Raw genomic sequence first — 19389 nt, forward strand, 5'->3', positions numbered from 1 at the left:
AACTTCCCAGGGCCAAATGGCTGCTGGCCGACCGTGGCTATGATGCCGACTGGTATCGTGACGCTTTACAGGCCAAGGGGATCACTCCCTGCATTCCGGGTCGCAAATCCCGCAACAAGGCCATCAAATACGACAAACGCCGCTACAAGCGGCGCAACCGGATCGAGATAATGTTCGGGCGTCTCAAAGACTGGCGGCGTGTCGCGACGCGCTATGACAGGTGCCCAATGGCCTTCCTCTCCGCAATCGCTCTCGCGGCTACCGTTATCTTCTGGCTCTGATCAACGAGTCCTGAGCCTAGGTTCTATTTAGAGCCTCCTGATATTGATGAATCCATCGCGTACCGCCTCAAAGGTGAGCGGCCCGAACCCGCTGGTGTAGTCGAGGATACCCCTCCGACCGAACAAACCGCTTGGCACGAATCTGGTCATGCTATTTTCGGGCATGCGTTTGGGATGCCGATTGATTTCATTCGAGTTTGCAAGCCGGCAATGGTCAAATTTAAGCGTGGCAACAACCTCTCCGCGCCGATGCGCATAGCTATCGACTTCGCTGGCGCTATTGGAGAGATGTCCAGACTGCGGTGCTGGTCAACCATCAGCCCTCATGACGAAGATGATTATCTGAACCGCATCGAAGCTGGATCTGGTGGCGGATGCGATGAATGCAAAATGGCCGGCTGGGCATGGATGGCAGTAGGCCTATCCGCAGGAAAGTCAGCAGCACAGGAAGTGTTTCGCAACGGCCAGCGCCTTGCATTGAACATCGGCCAGCGGCGTGTCGTGCAGCAAGCCATTCGGGCTTTGGCGGCAGCTCTAATGGAAAAGCACACGATGACCGGCAAGGAAGCGCATGAGATCATCGAAAAATACATAAAATTTGGAGAACTGAAGAATGCTGAAACAGATCAAGAAAATGCTGACCGGCCCACTCCCGACGACAGCGAAAATCGACAAAGCCAGCGCATCAATTGAAATTCCTGCACTGGAGGTAGCGCTTGCGACTGCGCAAGACAGGCGCGCCGCACTTCTACTGGATGGCAGCGTTGATGAAATCCTTGCTGCCGAACGTGCGGTTGATGAAGCCCGCATCGAGTTAGAACGCGGTCAGGTTGCGCTTGTTGAGCTTGAGAGGCGGCGTGCGGAAGCTGAGGCAAAAGCAGCACGCGACGCACTGGAAAGCCGCCGGGGCGAAGTTGAAGCCAAGGTTGCGCATGCTGTGAAGCGGATCGAGGCCGAGTACCCAAAACATGCCGAAGCGATTGCTGAACTGGCCGCTCTTGCGAAAGAGGCTGATGCATCTGCGCATGCTTGGCTTCGGGCCATCATCGATGACGAAGCTGGGGGGCTGCCACCTGTCGTGTCAGTTGCAACTAGCCTCGGCTGGGATGCCGAATTCTTTTCAAACCCTGACTTCTCAGACGCGATAGTCCTGCCGCCAGTCTGTGACTTCGACGGATACAATGACGAAAAATCATTCGTAACACATATGCACCATTTCGCTGTGTACGGCGGAGGCATGGGTGGCGACAAATTGCTTACCCAGCAAGCTCAAGGCCCCCGATGGGGCCGTGTTTAGAACCACCACAGCCCGCCATTTGAGCGGGTTTTTTTATACCTGGAGATAGCATGATCAATCCCGCACTCGCTCACCTATTTGAAAACTGGCAACTCGATATAGACGCGGCTGACGATGGCACTTCTGCGACCGCTTTATTCGGCGACGAAGCAGTCGAAATCAGCGTTACGGCGCACGGCGACGACGCCGAAGAAGCCCTCGCAAATTTGATGAGCACCATCAATGAATCAGCCAGCGCGCTGGCATGCATCTAGCGACCGGATCATAACCAATGATTTTTCACTCGCCAGAACTTGCGCGTTTTCAAGAGCAAATCCGCCTCTTTGAGAAGGCGCAGGAAAGCCTGCTCGCCCCGTTCAAAACGGCCATGGCGACCCTGCCTGAAAGCGAACCGCTGCCGACGCTCGCCGACATCGCGGCGGCTATCTGCCCAGCCGCGCCGGCAATCCAGATCAATATCTTCATCAACAAGGAAGACTGTCAGTGACCAAGACCATCCAGCTCAAGACCCCAATCGAGCACAACGGCACCACCTACACCGAACTGACATTCCGCGAGGCAACGACCGGAGATGTCGCAACTGCCGAAGCAGTTGGCGGGGGCGACTTCATGCAGACACTGGCAATCGTCGCATCGATTACGGGTGTTCCGCTTCCTGCGATCAGGCAAATTTCGATGCGCGAATTCAAACGTCTCGCTGAAGAGGTGAAAGACCTCTTGGGGGAGTCGGAAGAGTCGGCGGCCTGATCGATATTATCGCGATCATATGCGCCGAGCTTTCCACTCCGGTTGACGTGGTGGAAAGCTGGCCGCTCGATAAGACCCTTCGCTACTACGAAGCGGCAGCCCGTCTAATAAGAATCAAAAATGGGGGCGGTGCATGAGCACGACCAAAACGGCCAGCCTTGTCGTTAGTTTGATCGACAAGCTGACGGCACCCGCAAAAGGCATCTCCGGCACAATCGATCGTATGACCGCGGCAAGCCGGAGAAATGCCGCGCAGATGTCAGCAATGCGCGGGCAAATGCTCGATGCGGTTGGCGCAGGCTATGCACTGTATCGTGGCCTTTCGGCGCCTATCAATGCTGCGGTCGACTACGAGTCGGCACTCGCGGATGTGCGGAAGGTCGTCGACTTCGAGAGCCCTGCCGCATTCAAGCAGATGGGCAAAGACATTCGAGCCCTATCGCTTGAGATGCCGATGGCAGCGGACGGCATCGCGCAACTGGTCGCGGCGGCTGGTCAGTCTGGCTTTGCCAACGAGGAGCTGCTGCCCTTCGCTGAGATGGCTGCAAAGGTCGGCGTCGCTTGGGAAATGTCTGCTGAACAGACGGGCACCGCGCTCGCCAAGTTGAAAGCTGGATTGGGGCTGACTGTTGCGGAAACCGGCTCGCTCGCTGACGCGCTCAACCATCTGGGAAACAATTCGGCAGCGGCTGCCCCGGACATTCTCGCCTTCACGATGCGCGGCGCACCGCTCGCAAAACAGTTTGGCTTGTCTGCCGAGCAGGCGGCTGCATTCGGCGCCGCTATGATCGGCGCGGGCTTCAATGCTGAAATGGCCGGAACCAGTTTCCAGAACATGGGCCTCGCACTAACCCGCGGTGCGTCCGCGACGGGACGCCAAACCGGCGCTTTCAAGAAGCTCGGCCTGGACTCGAAAAAGGTAGCGAAGGCCATGCAGCAAGACGCTGTTGGCACCATCACAGACGTCTTCGCTCGACTGCGGGAGCTGCCGGATCACGTCCGCGGTTCCGTTATGTCCGACCTGTTCGGCAACGAGGCAAAAGCGCTCGCACCGCTGATTAACAACGCGGAGTTGCTGGCACACGCTATCGCCTTGATCGGCGATAAGTCAAAATATGCTGGTTCGGCACAGGCGGAATACGCCGAGCGCGCCAATACAACAGGCAACGCGCTGATCCTGTTCAAGAACCGCGTCACTGATCTAAACATCAGCATTGGCGACGCGCTTATACCCGGCCTGAATAGTCTTCTCGACACGGTTGGGCCAATAGTCACTTCGTTCTCGGATCTGGCGCAGCGCTTTCCGCAGGTCACCAACGCCATCGTCGGCGTCAGTGCCGCTGTCGTGGGTTTTCGAGTGGCAGCGACCGCGGCCCAATATGCCGGCCTGTTCGTAAAAGGCGCTTTCCTAGATGCTGGCATTGCCGCGCTGTCTGCCTCCCGCTCAATCGGGCGTATAGCATTCGCGCCGGTCATTGCCGGCTTTAACGCCTTGCGCACCGCTGTTATCGGCTACACCGCGTCCGCAGCCATCTTAGGACATGGCGGTGCGATGAAGCTGGCAGCGTCTTCAATGCTGGGAATGCTGAATCCGTTGCGGCTGGTAACGGCAGCGCTGCATGGTTTGAAATATGCACTGATTGGCACAGGCATCGGTGCTGCTGTCGTCGGGCTGGCAGCGGCAGGGACGTGGATATATAACAACTGGTCGGGCATTTCGACCATGTTTGAGGCATTCAAGGGCGCGTTCATGCGTGCCATTGAACCAATTATGCCTGCCTTGCAGCCGGCCATCGACGGTTTTCAATGGCTTTGGGACAAGGTGTCCGGTCTGCTTGGTCCTATTGACGAACTAGGCGGCGGCTGGGCAAGTGCAGGTATTGCGGTCGGCAAGTTCGTCGGAGAGTCGATTGTTGCCATTGTCGAGCTACCCGCCAAGATCATTGCGCTGGCCGGTGAAATGTATGAGGCAGCCAAGCGGCTGGGCAAAGCCATCTATGATGGCATATCGGAAATGATTGCCGAACTGGTCAGCTATATCAAAAGCTCTATCAGTGGTGCGCTATCATCCGCAGCAAGCGGCGCCCGCAATCTTGCCAGCCGTTTATCGTTCGGCCTTATCGGCGGATCCGATTCTGACATCGATGGAGCAAGGGCTGATGGCGGGCCAGTCAGAGCGGGTGGCACATATCTTGTAGGTGAGCGCGGGCCGGAACTGTTCACTCCAAAGCAGTCGGGCATGGTGCATCCCAATGATGTTTACCGGACCGCACGTGGCAGTGAGGGGCTATCAGCTGCAACCTCATCAGCCGGCAATTCAGTGTCGGTGACGAACAACATCACTGTCTACAGTCAGGCCAATGAAGGCGCCGATAGCATTGCGCGAAAGATCGCGGGGCGCATTCAGGACACCCTGGCTGGCGGCTTCCAAGATGGAGCGTATGCATGACAATCTCGATCAAGTGGGCTGACAAAACGCTTGCGAAATTCGGTAAGCAGATCGAGCGTCTGAATACTGAATTTCCGGTCGTGCTGCCGCGCATTGTGAATCAGGTCGGCAATCGTGCCAAGACGCAGGTCATTCGTAATTTGACAAAACAGACTGGCCTGCCACGCAAGACTATCGTCAGCGCCGTGGAAGTCAGCGCGGCTGGTGGCAAAAAGCTGTCTTATGACATGGTAACACGAGGCGGAAACATCCGTCTCAAGTACCTGAACCCAAAAGAAACGCCTGATGGCGTGGTGGCCAAGCCGTTCGGCAAAACCACGACCTATCCGGGCGCATTTCTGAAAGGCGGTGCGTTTCCTGATCGCAAGGCTGTCGATAAGTTTGGCGGTCACGCTTTCTATCGCCTCAATAAATCAGGGACGAAGATCACCTACGCCCGGTCCGGCGTGCGCATCCCGGTCGAGATGACGACGGGTGCGACGGCAGCGGCCTTCGAGAAGACCGCCAGCGAGCTATTACAGCCCCGTGTCATGGCCGCCATCGACAAGCTGCTGAAGTAGGTGACTGCCGTGTTGTCAGGCGGGCGGATACCAAAAAGGTACTCCGCCCCGCCACCCTGCGGGTTTAGGCGCGCCCGGAAAGAAGCTGAATTCATACTTTTCAGAATCGAATTTCTTTCCGGGCAGCGTCCAGCAATTCAAGGAAAAATCATGTTTGAAATAACAAGAATGACCCGCCGTGATGATTGCGGCCTGGTCGCGGATTTTGACGTTGAGATCAGTGGAGTGACCTTGACAGGCTGCGGTCTACGACGACGCGGTGATGACTTCATTACATATGCCCCGCGCGGTTTCTCGCGCCCTGGAACCAGATCAGTATGGCTATCACCGGAAGCGAAAGCCGCACTTGATGACGCAGGGCGGCGCGTGGCTGTTGAGCTTGGCTTTATAGAAGATGACGACGACGAGGGGCTGCGGCGAGTGATTGGTGAGACGTGTGAGCGGGCGGGGCTATGATGGTGGAGATAGGTATGATGTTTACGGCAATGGCCGCGATAACATGGCTCGCCGTCACTATATGGGGCGCTTACTTCGTGTACAATGTGATGGGGATCGTTACTGAATTGAAGCGGTCTGAAATTATCTTCGTCTCTAAGGTTGGAAGGGGCGCTGAGGTTTCGATGTGGAACCAGACGGCGGTTGACGGCGGCGTGACATTCACGGCTCGTCCTGGTCTTCCCGAATCCTCGAAAAGCGATATGTCTGTGCTTGGATCGACGCCGAGGTGACGAGATGCCTGTATTGAACCCGGCGTCTTTCCCATAGAGATTTGAGATATCTTGAACTCGCCGCCTTCAGGCACGGATATCCTGAATCGACCACCGTGCGCCGGCCTAACCTCTGGCGCTGGCAGATAGGCGATCTTCGCTAGATTTAAGGATTCTCTGCTGTACCACGCCGCCGCTATAGCAGCGCCTGCACTGACGACCGCAGATCCGGTCGCGGCGTACACCAACCAGCTCATCATTCCCACTCCCTTAACCCGCAATGATCTTTGCAGGGATGGTAGGGGAGTCAATCTCTCGCCGCTACTCTACGCATCCACCAGCATAAGCACCTGCCAGCCCGCAGGCGTGATCCGCATCCATCGTGGACCCGTCTCGTCGCCTTGCCACTCAGCCCAGCCCCGAATGCCGAGGCGACGGCAGACGTCGACCATGTGGCCGGGCATGTCGGTGTAACCACGCGGGCCGCCGGCAAGGAACCGTAGAGCGGCAATCTGCGGTTGGGTAAGGCGGACGACGGGCTTCTTGGAGAAGTAGCCGTTCGCGCGGACCTGCTCGCCGAGTTCAGTCAGCATGACGGCAAGCTTTCGGCGCCGGGGATTTGTGCGCACGATGCCGAGCTTGTCGAGTTCCTGCCATACGACAACCTCGCGGTACTCCATATCATCCAGCAGTACGCCGTTCTCGGCCCCGTCGAGTCGGTCGACGAGCGAGATCTGGCTGGGCGTCAGCTTGTATATGAGGATCGGCTTGGAGGGCATGGGGCGGCTTATACCGCGCCGTCCAATAGGCGGGCGATGCGCATTATAGAGCGGTGTGTGAACCGGAACTCGGAGCGTAGATCGATTTCAAGTTCATCGCGGGTCGCAATATCGATCCCGGACAGATTTCCCCTCCGTTCAATTCCGCCGTATCGGTGCAACTCTTGGGCATCTGTATCTTCTATCGGCTCGCCGTGCTCCCCTCTTGTGAGGAGGCCTATTTTGATCGCTGCGCTGGGCATCGGCCCAACTAGGGAAACTTCGATTTGCGTATCCGGCGCAAGGTCGTGAACGAGATCAACAGCAGCACCGCTGACCTTGTTTGCCTCCTCTTGTAGTGTCCCGTCGATGCCTGCCCTTATCAATGCTTCAACCGCATCAATCAGGGTATGGTTAGATGGAAGCTCGATCATCTCCGGAATAGGCAGAAACGCTAACTTCCACTTCCCGGCTCTGGAAATGAATTGACCAGGGCGATGGATCACGTCGACGCTTTTCCGCACTGAATTGGTGCCGGCTGCCGCAACAAGCAGATGCGCGGCATCTCGTGCGGTCATCGACCCCGAACCACGCCCGCCTTTCTCCTTCGCCATGTAATCGTGGTCGCGTAGCTCTCGGGCCTGCGCTCTCACGGTCGGCACTTCAGCACCAAACAATTCTGCAATCAGTCCCGCCAGCTCGCCTGGTTTTGCCAAGGCATCTCTCCGATGTGTTCCTGTCGTGTCCGTATAATGGCCCCTTTTATAGGCGTCAATTTTTACGACAGTGACAGTATCGATATTTTTACAATCGATACCTTGACTCTCGATTTAATCGAGACTAAATGTGTCGATACGCAGCCAAGACCCGACGGCGGGCGCGCCACCAAAAAAAGAGGAGACCAAAATTGACCGACATGATTCAGATCGACCGCACCAAGATCGTGGACGCCTTCGCGCAATTTCTCGCTTCTGCTGATCCTGCGAAGCCAGCCGAGGAAATGCTTGACATCCAGACCATCACCCAGCTTGCAGAGAAAGGCCGCGAACTGGCAGCAGCCGGCGCATTCCGAAACAGGACTATTTATTCGGAAACCTGCGAGCGGCTTATGCGTGAAGGGTACAGCCAAGCGGAAATGGTGGCGATTTCGGAAATCGGCCTTCAGGTCGGACGGGCCGTGAACGCAGCCTTCATGAATGCGGCCGGCGTCTATAGCAGCACCGCGAAGCTGCTGCGGGCATTCGAGAAGGACGCCGAAGCTGCCAATGATGAGCGGGAAGCCATAGAGGCAGGTGACGAGGTGCCAGTCATGAGCGATGACGATATCGACGCCAATATGCAGGCTGAGGGCTTCTATTGGGACGAGGAGTCGAAGGGCTACATCGATGCCGACTACCGGCACATGGACCCTCAGAGCCTGCATCCGAACGTTGTGGATGCACTCGACCGCGTGACCAAGAAGTACGACCTGGCTCACTAACCGCATCCAGAACCCGGCGCTCGTGAGCAGCGGCGCCGGTTCCTTTTCCAGACACTGAGGAGCAACACCAATGACCGCAGCATCGCTTGCGGCAGCCGCTACCGGCTTGCCTAGAGATTTCACCGACCTCGAAGATCAGGTCATCCGCGTGAAAATCATGTCTTCGATCGCGAATGACCAACTCCAAGACATTTCGACAAAGCATCTTGGTGTTGAGTTCGAAAAACTCTGCCACCTCGTCCGCGCGACGAATGAACTTGCCGAGCAACTGCTTAGCGATTTCTACGCTGTACCAGGGTGGAGGGCAGCAGCATGAGCAGATCAACCATTATCACGGTTATCGACACACTGGTTGAGGCTCGGGACTTGCTGACCTGCGTGACGGTTCTGCGAGAGCATGACGAGCACGCTACGGCTGACGATATTGAGGGCAAGCTTGCCATGGCGATTAAGCGCGCTCTTGCCACTGCCCATGACGTTTACACCATCGAACTGACGAGGGCGGCGGCATGACCAACGAGTTTTACATCGAGCACGATTCACCGCTGTCAGATTTGCGGCCTGGGAGATCGTTTGATGAGCGCGCAGCGATATGGCTGGATGCCGCCCATGAATTGGTTTCCCGTAAGATTGTGTGGGACCGAGAGCTCCATGGGCACGGTGAGGAGGTTTCGCTGCTTCTTACCAACCGGCAGGCCGACCATCTCGCGATGGGGCTAGCACTGCTAGCGAGTCATTTCCGGAGGGCAGCAGCATGACCAACAAATTCGCAATAGACCGCCTAGAAGCCGCGATTGATTGCATCCTCGCTGCGGAGACTTTAGCGGATGCAGAAAGCAACGTCGCAGAACGGTTCAGCGCTCGCGCTTATCAGTTGGTTTCAGCAGCGATCTACTCGCTCAAGGGCGAGGAAGACCCGCAAGCGGCGGAACCAGTTTACTGAAGCATCTAACTCTCCGGCTGGCTACCACTTAGGGCTTTATGCCACAGTCGGACCTTCGAGCGCTTTTGGGAGAGCGCTCACCCCTCGCCGTGTTTTGTCTCCTCTCTCCACGGCGAGGGGTTCTCTAACGACAGGGAGGCACCATGAAAGCTGACAACGACAATATTGACCCACATGCACCGCTTCGCCTGAAGGATGCAGTGGCAATCGCCTTTCCCAATGGGGGCATGACTGTAGCGGGCTTGAGACGTGAAGCTTTCAGAGGGCGGCTCGTCATGATGCGGATCGCAAACAAGGACTTCACGACCCTAGACTATATCGAGGAGATGAAACTGAAATGTCGCGTGCAAGGAAACCAGCCCGACTCTGGTTGCGTCCAAGCAGCAAGGACCGCGAAGCCGTCTGGATCATCCTCGACGGCGGCAAGCAGTTCAGCACTGGCTGCGGCGAATCTCATCGTGGAGAGGCTGAGCGGGCGCTATCCGACCACATCGCCAAGAGGTTCCTTGAGAAGCCACTAGAGCGACATCGGGCAGCGGCTGATGTCAGCGTAGCGGAGGTGATAGCTCATTACTTGATGGTGAAAGAGCACACCACCCGAAATCCGAAAGACATGGCCGCTAGGGCCAAAAGGCTGCTTGCGTTCTGGGGCGATAAGACACTGGATGATATCACGACGCGGACCTGTGGCGAATATGCCAGGCAGCGCGGCTACCAATCAGCAGCTCGTCGAGATCTTGAGGATCTGCGCGCTGCGTGCCGTTTGGCAATTGCAGACAATGTAACACGTCACGCCGTCACGGTTACTCTGCCACCGAAACCACGGGGCAGGACAAAGTATCTTGAGCGTAACACGATGGCAAGGTTGATCTGGGCCGCGTACCGGAAGCGTGAAGTGCAGCGGGGCGTACCAACTAAGAAGAAGGCGACCCTGCACGTTGCACGGTTTCTGATCGTCGCCCTTTATACGGGCAGCCGTTCAAGTCGTGTATGGCAGGCATCCTTCGTGCAGGAGCCAGATCGTCCATTCATCGACCTAGAACAAGGCGTGTTCTACCGGCTGCCTGAAACAGAGCAGGAGGCACACAACAAGAAGGCGCCCCCGATACGCCTCCCTGAGCGGTTGCTTGCCCATATGCGGCGCTGGCGTCGGATGGGCTCGCGTTACGTGGTCGAATATCAGGGCAGGCCAGCGGACCCTAAGAGGGCATTCCGCAACCTTGTGAACGATGTCCTGGGCGAGGATGCCGAGGGCGTTGTGCGCCATACCATGCGACACACAGCGGCGACGTGGCTGATGCAGGGTGGTGTCGATACGTGGCAAGCGTCCGGCTATCTCGGAATGACGCGCGAGACATTAGAAAAGACCTACGGCCACCACCACCCAGACTATCAGGGCGAGGTGGGATCAGCGTTCACAACTGGAAAAGCAGGCAGGGCGCGGGAGTGATTTCATCAATCATTGCCGTATTCGTTGCCGTAGATTTTTGGAGGTGCTGTTAAGCCTTTGATTTAACTGGTCGGAGTGAGAGGATTCGAACCTCCGACCCCGTCGTCCCGAACGACGTGCGCTACCAGGCTGCGCTACACTCCGTGACCAGTGGTCGGGCTTATAGCGCCCGACGACATCGTCTGCAAGCGCTGGGCATTGCAGAATTAAGAGATTTTTTGGTGTCGTCAGTAGGGACTGTCCACATCGCCGGTTTCGACATAGACCGCCTTCAGCTGTGAGTAGTGTCCGAGCGCCGCGAGCGAATTTTCGCGTCCGATGCCCGACTGCTTGTAGCCGCCGAACGGTACTTCTGCGGGGGCCAGATTGTAGGTGTTGATCCAGCAGCTGCCTGCCTTGATGTTGGCAATGACCCGATGCGCGCGGGCGATGTCGCGGGTGAACACGCCGGCTGACAGGCCAAACACGGTGTCGTTGGCGCGCGTGATTGCCTCGTCCTCGTCGGAGAATGTCAGCACGCTCATCACCGGGCCGAAAATCTCCTCACGCGCGATCCGCATGTCGTCGGTCACATTGGTGAAGATCGTCGGTTCGATAAAAAAGCCGCCCTCAAATCCCTGCAGCACCGGCACGCCTCCGCCATGGTGCAGGGTCGCGCCTTCGCCACGCCCGATGTCGACATAGCCAAGCACCTTTTCGTGCTGTGCCTTGTTGATCAGCGGCCCCATCTGGGTATCGGGATCGAGCGGGTCGCCGATGCGGATCTTCTTGGTCCGCTCGGTCAGCCTGTCGAGGAACTGTTCGTAGATGCCGTTCTGCACATAGACGCGGGTGCCGTTGGAGCACACCTGGCCGGTGGAGTAGAAATTGGCGAGCATCGCGCCGCCCACGGCGTTTTCGACATCGGCGTCATCGAAGATGACCAGCGGCGACTTGCCGCCGAGTTCCATCGTCGCGTGCTTCATGTGCGAGCCGGCGAGCGCCAGAACCTTCTTGCCGGTCGGCACCGAGCCGGTCAGCGAAACCTTCGCCACTTCCGGGTGCCCGGCCAAAGCCGCGCCAACATCGCCAAATCCTTGCACGACGTTGAACAGCCCGTCCGGCAGGCCTGCTTCCGAGTAGATCTCGGCGAGCGCCAGCGCCGACAGCGGTGTGTTTTCCGACGGCTTGAACACCATCGCATTGCCCATGGCGAGCGCAGGCGCGGACTTCCACGCCGCGCCCTGCATCGGGTAGTTCCAGGCGCCAACACCCACGCACACACCCAGCGGCTCGCGCCTTGTATAGGCAAAGGGACCGCCGCCAAGGTCGATATAGTCGCCATTGTAGCCCGCAACGACGCCGCCGAAAAACTCCAGCGCTTCGGCTGCGGACAGCGGGTCTGCAACGATCGTCTCCTGGATTGCCTTGCCGGTGTCGAGCGTTTCGAGACGCGAAAGCTCCTCGTTGCGCTCGTGGATCAGGTCGGCAGCCTTGCGCAGGATGCGGCCACGGTCGGCAGGACGCATGCGCGCCCACTCGGCCTGTCCAACGCGCGCCGCTTCCACCGCCAGTTCGATGATGTTCGGGGTTGCGGCGTGGATGCGCGCAATCACTTCGCCGGTCGCGGGATAGATGACGTCGAATGGCTGTCCCTGCTCGTCGTCGACATAGCTGCCATTGATGTAGTGCGATGCCTTCGGCTGTGCGCGCATGAAGTGAACTCCTGTCTCTGGCCCGGCGGTGGCCTGACGTCTGGTTAGCGGTCGGATGTCTGCCAGCGCGGGTTGATCCACGGTTCCTGGTTCGACGGGCTGAGTGGCTGGCGGCCCAGAATGTGATCCGACGCCTTTTCACCTACCATAATGGATGGTGCATTGAGATTGCCATTAGTGATGCGCGGAAAAATCGAGGAATCCGCAACGCGCAGCCCGTCGACGCCGATGACGCGGCATTCGGGATCAACGACGCTCATCGGATCGTCCGCTCGGCCCATCCGGCAGGTGCCGCATGGGTGATAGGCGCTTTCCGCGTGGTCCTTGATGAACGCGTCGAGTTCTTCATCGCTCTGAACCTGCGCGCCGGGCGAAATTTCCGCGCCACGATAGGGCGTGAACGCGTCCTGCCCGAAGATTTCGCGCGTCAGCCGGATGCAGTGGCGGAAGTCTGCCCAGTCGTCGGGATGCGACATGTAGTTGAAGCGGATCACGGGATCTGCCCACGGGTCGGACGAGCGAAGGGTGACCGATCCGCGCGACTTCGAGCGCATCGGGCCGACATGCGCCTGAAACCCGTGCGAGTTCGCCGCCGCCTTGCCGTCATAGCGGATGGCGACGGGGATGAAGTGGTACTGGATATCCGGATAGTCGACGCCCGCCGCCGAGCGCAGGAATGCCGCCGCCTCGAAATGGTTTGATGCGCCGAGGCCCGATTTCAGGAATAGCCATTGCGCGCCGATCAGCGCCTTGGAGAACAAGTTGAGCTTCGAATAGAGCGTGATCGGCTGGATGGATTCCTGCTGGATGTAGAGTTCCATGTGGTCTTGCAGGTTCTGTCCGACGCCGGGGCGATCGGCGACCACGTCGATGCCATGCTCCCGCAGATGCTCTGCCGGGCCGACGCCCGACAGCATCAGCAGTTTCGGGGAATTCAGCGGCGACGCGGCGATGATGACCTCGCGGCGCGCGCGCACGGTCTGCGCCTGGCCCCGGATTTCCACCTCCACGCCGGTCGCGCGTTGGTTCTCGATCACCACGCGTCGGGCAAATCCATTGATAAGCCGCACATTGCCGCGCTTCAGGGCAGGGCGCAGATAGGCATTCGCCACCGACCAGCGCCGTCCCATATGGATGGTCTGTTCCATCGGTCCGAAGCCTTCCTGCTTCGAGCCGTTATAGTCGTCGGTCAGTTCGAACCCGGCTTGCTTTCCAGCCTCGATGAACGCGGCATAAAGCGGGTTCTGTCGTGGGCCGCGCTGGATGTGCATCGGGCCTTTGGTGCCGCGCCAGCCGGCCTCGCCACCGTGCGAATGCTCCATCCGCTTGAAGTAGGGCAAGACGTCCGCATAGCTCCAGCCGGTTGCGCCTTCCTCGGACCAATGGTCGTAGTCGCGGGCATGGCCGCGCACATAGACCATGCCATTGATCGACGACGACCCGCCGATGACCTTGCCGCGCGGCGTTGCCAGCACGCGCCCGCCCAGATGCGGTTCGGGTTCGCTCTTCAGCCCCCAATCATAGCGCTTCATGTTCATCGGGAAGGAGAGGGCGGCGGGCATCTGGATGAACGGCCCGATATCGGTGCCGCCATATTCGATCACCGCAACCGAGTGCTTGCCGTCTTCCGAGAGGCGATAGGCCATGGCAGCACCCGCCGAGCCTGAACCGATGATGACGAAATCTGCTTCATGCATGCCTTCACCTCTTCGAAGATGCGACAGCCATGTCGACGTGGGATTCAACCAGATGGATCGCGCTCTTCGGGTCGGGCGCGCCCTGTTTCAGCGCGCGTCGGATGTAGAGCCCGTCGATCAGCGCGGCGATGCTTTCGGCTGTTTGCAGGGCGCTCTCGCGCGCCATCAGTTCCGTCAGGCCACTCATCAGGTTCGAGTGAAGCCGGTTTGCGTAGACCCGAAGCAGCCGGCGCATGGCAGGGGAGCGCTGCGCCTCGACGTAAAATGCCAGCCACGCGGCGATGGTCGCGCTGCGAAACTGCGCCTGCGAGAAATTTACCTCGATGATCGCCCTGACGCGGTCATATGGGCTGCGCGCCTTGCGCAGGGCGGCGACGGTGTCAGTACCAAGCTCCCGCAGAAGATGGCGCATCGTCGCCTGTAACAGGTCATCCTTGGCCCCGAAATAATGGTGCGCCAGCGCGGACGACACGCCAGCGCGCCCCGCAATGTCCGACATCGTCACATCCAGCGAGCCACGCTCGCCGATGGCGAGGATGGCGGCATCGATCAGCGCCTTGCGGCGCAGCGGTTCCATTCCAACTTTGGGCATCTGCAATCTCCTGCCAGCAATCTAATTTTGATTGACTGGTCAATCAATAAAAATCTCTCCGACGGCTGGAAGGCGGTGCTTTACTGCACTGCACAACTAGGTCATCAATGAACTAAGAGCGTGCCGAGCGACGGTCGTGCATGCTATGATGACGCAGGGAGAGAGTTGCATGACTGCTTGTATTGTTGGCTGGGCGCATTCGCCTTTCGGAAAGCTGGCTGACGAGACGCTGGAAAGCCTCATCGTCAAGGTCGCGACCGACGCGCTGGACCATGCCGGCATCGGTCCGGACGACGTCGACGAGATCGTGCTTGGCCATTTCAACGCCGGCTTTTCCGCGCAGGATTTCACCGCCAGCCTCGTTCTGCAGGCCGACGACCGCTTCCGGTTCAAGCCGGCCACCCGCGTTGAGAACGCCTGCGCCACGGGTTCGGCGGCGGTGCGTCAGGGGATCCGCGCCATCGAGGCCAAAGCGGCGCGCGTCGTGCTGGTTGTCGGTGCCGAGCAGATGACGACGACCCCCGGCCCACAGATCGGCCAGAACCTTCTGCGCGCGTCCTACCTGCCGGAAGATGGCGATACGCCTGCGGGCTTTGCCGGTGTCTTCGGCAAGATCGCCGCAGCCTACTACCAGCGCCATGGCGACCAGACCGATGCGCTGGCACGCATTGCCGCCAAGAACCACAAGAACGGCGTCGACAATATCTATGCCCAGATGCGTAAGGATTTCGGCTTCGAGTTCTGCCGTACCGAGAGCGAGCGCAATCCTTATGTCGCTGGCCCGCTAAAGCGCACTGACTGTTCGCTCGTCTCCGACGGCGCTGCGGCCATCGTGCTCACCGATGCCACCACGGCGCTGTCGATGCGCCGCGCCGTCGCCTTCCGCGCCAATGAACACGTGCAGGATTTCCTGCCGATGTCCAAGCGCGACATCCTTTTGTTTGAAGGCTGCGAGGAAGCCTGGGCGCGCGCGCTGCGCAATGCCGGCATCACGCTTGATGATCTGTCCTTCGTTGAAACCCACGACTGCTTCACCATCGCGGAGCTGATCGAGTACGAGGCCATGGGCCTTGCCAAGCGGGGTGAGGGCGGCAAGATCGCGCTTGAAGGCCAGACCGAAAAGGGCGGGCGTCTGCCGGTTAATCCTTCGGGCGGCTTGAAGGCCAAGGGGCATCCGATCGGCGCCACCGGCGTGTCGATGCACGCTCTGACGGCGGCTCAGCTCACCGGTGAAGCCGGCGGCATCCAGGTCGAGGGTGCCAAGATCGGCGGCATCTTCAACATGGGCGGCGCTGCCGTTGCCAACTACGTGTCGATTCTCGAACGGATCAAATGAAACCATCGGCGATCATCACGGGCGGCGCATCCGGCATCGGCCTTGCCACTGCCGAATGGCTGCTCAATGACGGGTGGCCGGTCGCGATCATCGACGCCGACCCCGAAGCGCTTGCCATTGCAGAGGACGTTCTCAATGGCGAGAATGCCCTTTTCCTGACCGCAGACGTCACCGACGAGGAACTCGTCGACGACGCTTTCGATCAGGTGGTCGATGCGCTTGGTCCCATCGGCGGGCTGGTCAACTCTGTCGGCCTCGCTCAGGACGTCCCGGTGCTTGAAACGACTGCCGAGCTTCTGCGCGAATTGCTGGACGTCAATCTCGTCGGGCCGTTCATTGCGGCGCGCGCGGCGGTCGAGCGCATGGGCGAAACGCTTTCCATCGTCAATCTGGCATCCGTTTCGGCACTGCGCGCCAATCATGGCCGCGCTGCCTATGGCGCGTCCAAGGCCGGGCTGAAGATGCTGTCCGAGGTGATGGCGGTCGAGCTCGCGCATGTCGATGTGCGGGTGAATTGCGTTGCGCCGGGGCCGGTCGATACCCAGTCGACGGCCCGTCGCCATGACGACATGACCCGCCGACATTGGCTAGACCGGCTTCCACAGCGTCGCTATGGCGCGCCTGACGAGGTTGCGGCGGCCATCGCCTTCCTGCTTTCGCCGGAAGCCAGCTACATCACCGGCCAGACCCTGGCCGTCGATGGCGGTTTCTCCGCCGCCGGGATTGTCCGGTTCGATTGAGGCCTTGCCGGCATCACGCGATGCCGCCGCAAACTGCAAAATCTGGTGAGAAATGACGAATCCGGTTCTGGTGGAAGTCACGCGCGGCGAAGTGGTGGAAAGCCGCCATCGCGGCGCAGTTATTGTCGTGGATGCCGATGGCAAAACCGTGCTTGAACTGGGGGATGTCGATCGACCGGTTTTCCCGCGTTCTGCCGTCAAGGCGATCCAGGCGCTGCCGTTTGTCGAGTCAGGCGCTGTGGATGCGTTCGGCTTCGGCCCCAGGGAAATCGCGCTCGCCTGCGCCTCGCACTCTGGCGAACCCGAGCACGCGGCACTTGCGGCGGCAATGCTCGCCAAGGCTGGCCTCGACGCCTCGGCTCTGGAATGTGGTGCGCACTGGCCTTCCCGGCAGGAATCGGCCCTCGACCTTGCCCGCGCTGGCCATACGCCGAGCGCGCTTCACAACAATTGCTCCGGCAAGCATTCTGGCTTCATCTGCACCTGCGCGCATCTGGGTATCGACCATCGCGGCTATGTCGGGGCAGGGCACCGCGCACAGGAAGCGGTGCGCGACGCGATGGAATCTGTGACCGGCGCGACCCACGCAGTCGACATGTGCGGCACGGATGGCTGTTCAATTCCCACTTATGCCGTTCCGCTCAGAAACGTTGCGCATGGCTTTGCGCGGATGGCCACCGGCATCGGGCTTGGGCAGGAGCGTGCGAAAGCGGCCAGGCGCATCCTCAGCGCCTGTATGGCAGAGCCATTCCTGATTGCCGGAACGCGCAAGCTCGACACCGAGCTGATGCAGGCGGCGTCTGGGCGCATCATGGTCAAGGTCGGCGCCGAAGGTGTCTATTGCGGTGCAATCCCGGAACTTGGCGTCGGCCTTGCGATCAAATGCGACGATGGCGTCATAAGAGGGGCCGAGATCATGGTTGTCAGCGTGCTTGCGCGGCTCATCGCAGCCGTCGATCCGCACCTTGCCGAGTCACTGCGGCAGATGGCCAACCCGGTTCTGAAAAACTGGAACGGCATCGAGGTCGGCGGTCTGCGTCCGACTGCAGCCCTCGACTGACGCCGAGGACTGCCGACGCATCAGCCGTCGGCGGCTGGTGCGTCTGCGTCGGCGATGTTCGCGTCATCGAGCATTTCGTCAAGGCGCAGCGGCGGGAGGCTGTCGCAGAACACCACGCCGTCCTGCGGCACTTCGCGCCGCTCGGCCTTGAGCGTCGAGACCTTTTCGACATCGGGGCGCAGGTGCAGCTGGCCGCTGGTGCCGACGATGCGCACCTTGCCGCCCTGCATCTGGGCCAGCGCCTGCTGCCTTGCCGCGGTCACGCGCTGTTGCACCATTCCCTTGCCAAGGCTGTTCAGCAAGCCGCCTTCAGCTTCGATCTGGCGGAACTCGTCCCACGCGGCAGCGCAGAGCGAAGCCGTGAGGATGTTGAGTTCTTCCGAGCCGAACGCAGGCGATGCGAGCGAACTGAGGTGTGTTTCTTCGGAAAGCACGAGCTGGGCGTTGCGCGCGATCTGACGTCCGCGCCGGTCCGGCAGGCCGTGCGGAATGTTCGGCGGCAGCACGCTGATCGTGTCCGCTCCGCCCGCTGCAGCAGCAAAGGCGGCCATCGAACTGCGCAGGATGTTGTTTTCCGGCGCGCGCAGCGTGAGCATCCGATAAGAAGTTTCTGCGTGGATCTTGGCGGCAATCGGCTGCAGGCCGCACGCTTCCTGGGCCTTGGCCCAGAGCAGGCGCAAGGCGCGCAGCTTGGCAATCGACAGGAACTGGTCCTGGGTGACGCTGAGCGCAAAACCGATATGCGGCGTCGCATAAATCAGCGGCTGGCGCGCTTCCTGGAACATGCGCAGGTGCGAGACGGCACCGGCCATCATCGCCCCCAGTTCCTGGGCTTCCGTCGCGCCGGCATTGTGCAGCACACGGCCATCGGCTTCCAGCAGCGTTGCCGGAATGCCCATCGCGAAGAAATGCGCCAGCGATTGTGGCATCGAGGCGCGCAAGGCTTCAAGCGACATCCGCAGGCTGCCATTGCCAGCGAACACGGCTGCCGGATCGATGCCGAAGGACAGGCTCAGACGGCTCGGATCGACGCGCTTGCGGCGCATCAGTTCGATGATCCAGTCGATCGTCACGCGGCTCGACGGGTGAACGTCGATACGCAGATAGATTCGGTTGAGTGGTATGTTATGCAGCGCCGCCGCCAGGGCTTCGGGCCGCGCTGGAAGGCCATAGCCGAATGCGTTTGGTGCGCCCTCAAAGACGATGGCAAGCCCGGTCGCGCCAGCTTCGATGTCGAATTGCGCCTGCGCGTTGGCGCGCTTGGCGTTGACGTCGTCAACGCGCTGCACAATCGTCCAGCCGCCTCCCGACAGCGGAAACTGTCCCGCACGTGCAGGTTCCTGGCGCAATTGCTCGAAGTGAAGATCCGCATAGGACGGAGAAACAGGGGCCTCGCCGGAGCGAGCGAACGCTTCGCCCCGTAGAGCTTCCAGCCATTGCGCACGGTCAATGGGGGGAAAACTGCCGGTGCTGATGATCGCCGCTTCCATATCTACTCCCGCTACCGCCGATACAGTTTGGTGTCTAAGGTAGGACGCCCATGCTGTGATCGCAATGCAGGGGGAGCTACCCAAAACGGTTGTAATGTCTGGTATCAG

Annotated in this window: 24 protein-coding genes and 1 tRNA gene; 17 read left to right on the forward strand and 8 right to left on the reverse strand. The window is 59.8% G+C overall.

Annotation, left to right across the window (positions count from 1 at the left end; all coding sequences use genetic code 11):
- The 9 genes from BMZ42_RS04150 to BMZ42_RS04190 all read left to right on the forward strand — a co-directional run.
- The coding region (locus BMZ42_RS04150; protein ID WP_139207835.1) for a transposase at positions 1-281 on the forward strand (281 nt) is incomplete at its 5' end.
- Positions 282-455: 174 nt separating this feature from the next.
- The gene (locus BMZ42_RS04155; protein WP_139207837.1) at positions 456-974 is read left to right on the forward strand and encodes a hypothetical protein; all 519 of its coding nucleotides are present in this window, start codon (positions 456-458) and stop codon (positions 972-974) included.
- Positions 895-1578 carry a hypothetical protein gene (locus tag BMZ42_RS04160; RefSeq protein WP_139207839.1) on the forward strand — a complete coding sequence of 228 codons (684 nt, stop codon included), beginning with the start codon at positions 895-897 and terminating at the stop codon, positions 1576-1578. The genes BMZ42_RS04155 and BMZ42_RS04160 overlap by 80 nt, the downstream gene beginning before the upstream one ends.
- 50 nt (positions 1579-1628) lie before the next feature.
- Positions 1629-1832, forward strand: coding sequence for a hypothetical protein (locus BMZ42_RS04165; protein ID WP_091519025.1), 204 nt, complete (start codon positions 1629-1631; stop codon positions 1830-1832).
- Between the two features lie 17 nt (positions 1833-1849).
- Positions 1850-2065 carry a hypothetical protein gene (locus BMZ42_RS04170; protein ID WP_091519027.1) on the forward strand — a complete coding sequence of 72 codons (216 nt, stop codon included), beginning with the start codon at positions 1850-1852 and terminating at the stop codon, positions 2063-2065.
- The gene (locus tag BMZ42_RS04175) at positions 2062-2325 is read left to right on the forward strand and encodes a phage tail assembly protein (RefSeq protein WP_175556629.1); all 264 of its coding nucleotides are present in this window, start codon (positions 2062-2064) and stop codon (positions 2323-2325) included. The genes BMZ42_RS04170 and BMZ42_RS04175 overlap by 4 nt, the downstream gene beginning before the upstream one ends.
- A gap of 133 nt (positions 2326-2458) precedes the next feature.
- Positions 2459-4774 carry a phage tail tape measure protein gene (locus BMZ42_RS04180; RefSeq protein WP_091519032.1) on the forward strand — a complete coding sequence of 772 codons (2316 nt, stop codon included), beginning with the start codon at positions 2459-2461 and terminating at the stop codon, positions 4772-4774.
- Entirely contained in the window at positions 4771-5334 is a 564-nt protein-coding gene (locus BMZ42_RS04185) for a hypothetical protein (protein WP_091519034.1), read from the forward strand. The genes BMZ42_RS04180 and BMZ42_RS04185 overlap by 4 nt, the downstream gene beginning before the upstream one ends.
- A gap of 150 nt (positions 5335-5484) precedes the next feature.
- Positions 5485-5790, forward strand: coding sequence for a hypothetical protein (locus tag BMZ42_RS04190; protein ID WP_091519036.1), 306 nt, complete (start codon positions 5485-5487; stop codon positions 5788-5790).
- A gap of 70 nt (positions 5791-5860) precedes the next feature.
- On the opposite strand, the gene BMZ42_RS17730 is transcribed toward BMZ42_RS04190, so the two are convergent.
- From BMZ42_RS17730 to BMZ42_RS04205, 3 genes are all read right to left on the reverse strand, one after another.
- Positions 5861-6301, reverse strand: a complete 441-nt coding sequence (locus tag BMZ42_RS17730; protein ID WP_139207841.1) for a hypothetical protein — start codon at positions 6299-6301, stop codon at positions 5861-5863.
- Between the two features lie 66 nt (positions 6302-6367).
- A complete protein-coding gene (locus tag BMZ42_RS04200) occupies positions 6368-6820 on the reverse strand; it encodes a hypothetical protein (protein ID WP_091519042.1) in 453 nt (150 codons plus the stop codon).
- Positions 6821-6828: 8 nt separating this feature from the next.
- Positions 6829-7515, reverse strand: coding sequence for a hypothetical protein (locus tag BMZ42_RS04205; RefSeq protein ID WP_091519043.1), 687 nt, complete (start codon positions 7513-7515; stop codon positions 6829-6831).
- 191 nt (positions 7516-7706) lie between these two features.
- On the opposite strand from BMZ42_RS04205, the gene BMZ42_RS04210 reads away from it, so the two are divergent.
- The 5 genes from BMZ42_RS04210 (at position 7707) to BMZ42_RS04240 (ending at position 10672) form a co-directional block, all read left to right on the forward strand.
- A complete protein-coding gene (locus BMZ42_RS04210; protein ID WP_139207843.1) occupies positions 7707-8279 on the forward strand; it encodes a hypothetical protein in 573 nt (190 codons plus the stop codon).
- Between the two features lie 70 nt (positions 8280-8349).
- Positions 8350-8595, forward strand: a complete 246-nt coding sequence (locus tag BMZ42_RS04215) for a hypothetical protein (RefSeq protein ID WP_091519047.1) — start codon at positions 8350-8352, stop codon at positions 8593-8595.
- Entirely contained in the window at positions 8592-8792 is a 201-nt protein-coding gene (locus BMZ42_RS04220; protein WP_091519050.1) for a hypothetical protein, read from the forward strand. Before BMZ42_RS04215 ends, BMZ42_RS04220 begins: the two co-directional genes overlap by 4 nt.
- Positions 8793-9033: 241 nt before the next feature.
- Positions 9034-9222: a hypothetical protein gene (locus BMZ42_RS04230; RefSeq protein WP_091519055.1), complete on the forward strand. Its 189-nt coding sequence runs from the start codon at positions 9034-9036 to the stop codon at positions 9220-9222.
- Positions 9223-9559: 337 nt separating this feature from the next.
- On the forward strand, positions 9560-10672 hold the full coding sequence (locus BMZ42_RS04240; protein WP_091519058.1) for a site-specific integrase: 1113 nt from the start codon (positions 9560-9562) through the stop codon (positions 10670-10672).
- 67 nt (positions 10673-10739) lie between these two features.
- On the opposite strand, the gene BMZ42_RS04245 is transcribed toward BMZ42_RS04240, so the two are convergent.
- The 4 genes from BMZ42_RS04245 to betI form a co-directional block, all read right to left on the reverse strand.
- Positions 10740-10816, reverse strand: a tRNA-Pro gene (locus tag BMZ42_RS04245).
- Between the two features lie 83 nt (positions 10817-10899).
- The gene (betB, locus tag BMZ42_RS04250) at positions 10900-12366 is read right to left on the reverse strand and encodes a betaine-aldehyde dehydrogenase (RefSeq protein WP_091519059.1); all 1467 of its coding nucleotides are present in this window, start codon (positions 12364-12366) and stop codon (positions 10900-10902) included.
- A gap of 44 nt (positions 12367-12410) precedes the next feature.
- Positions 12411-14063, reverse strand: coding sequence for a choline dehydrogenase (gene betA / locus BMZ42_RS04255; protein WP_091519062.1), 1653 nt, complete (start codon positions 14061-14063; stop codon positions 12411-12413).
- A 4-nt stretch (positions 14064-14067) separates the two neighbouring features.
- Entirely contained in the window at positions 14068-14655 is a 588-nt protein-coding gene (betI, locus tag BMZ42_RS04260) for a choline-binding transcriptional repressor BetI (RefSeq protein WP_091519064.1), read from the reverse strand.
- Positions 14656-14824: 169 nt separating this feature from the next.
- On the opposite strand from betI, the gene BMZ42_RS04265 reads away from it, so the two are divergent.
- Genes BMZ42_RS04265 through BMZ42_RS04275 form a run of 3 tightly spaced genes read left to right on the forward strand, consistent with a single transcriptional unit; the run spans position 14825 to position 17791 of the window.
- The gene (locus tag BMZ42_RS04265; RefSeq protein WP_091519067.1) at positions 14825-15991 is read left to right on the forward strand and encodes an acetyl-CoA acetyltransferase; all 1167 of its coding nucleotides are present in this window, start codon (positions 14825-14827) and stop codon (positions 15989-15991) included.
- On the forward strand, positions 15988-16731 hold the full coding sequence (locus BMZ42_RS04270; protein WP_091519069.1) for an SDR family NAD(P)-dependent oxidoreductase: 744 nt from the start codon (positions 15988-15990) through the stop codon (positions 16729-16731). Before BMZ42_RS04265 ends, BMZ42_RS04270 begins: the two co-directional genes overlap by 4 nt.
- A 52-nt stretch (positions 16732-16783) precedes the next feature.
- Positions 16784-17791, forward strand: coding sequence for an asparaginase (locus BMZ42_RS04275; RefSeq protein WP_091519072.1), 1008 nt, complete (start codon positions 16784-16786; stop codon positions 17789-17791).
- Positions 17792-17811: 20 nt separating this feature from the next.
- Here the strand turns inward: BMZ42_RS04275 and BMZ42_RS04280 are convergent, their stop codons facing one another.
- On the reverse strand, positions 17812-19281 hold the full coding sequence (locus BMZ42_RS04280; protein ID WP_091519075.1) for a methylmalonyl-CoA mutase family protein: 1470 nt from the start codon (positions 19279-19281) through the stop codon (positions 17812-17814).
- Positions 19282-19389 lie beyond the last annotated feature (108 nt).

The sequence above is a fragment of the Aquamicrobium aerolatum DSM 21857 genome, from assembly GCF_900113935.1.
GTDB lineage: Bacteria > Pseudomonadota > Alphaproteobacteria > Rhizobiales > Rhizobiaceae > Aerobium > Aerobium aerolatum.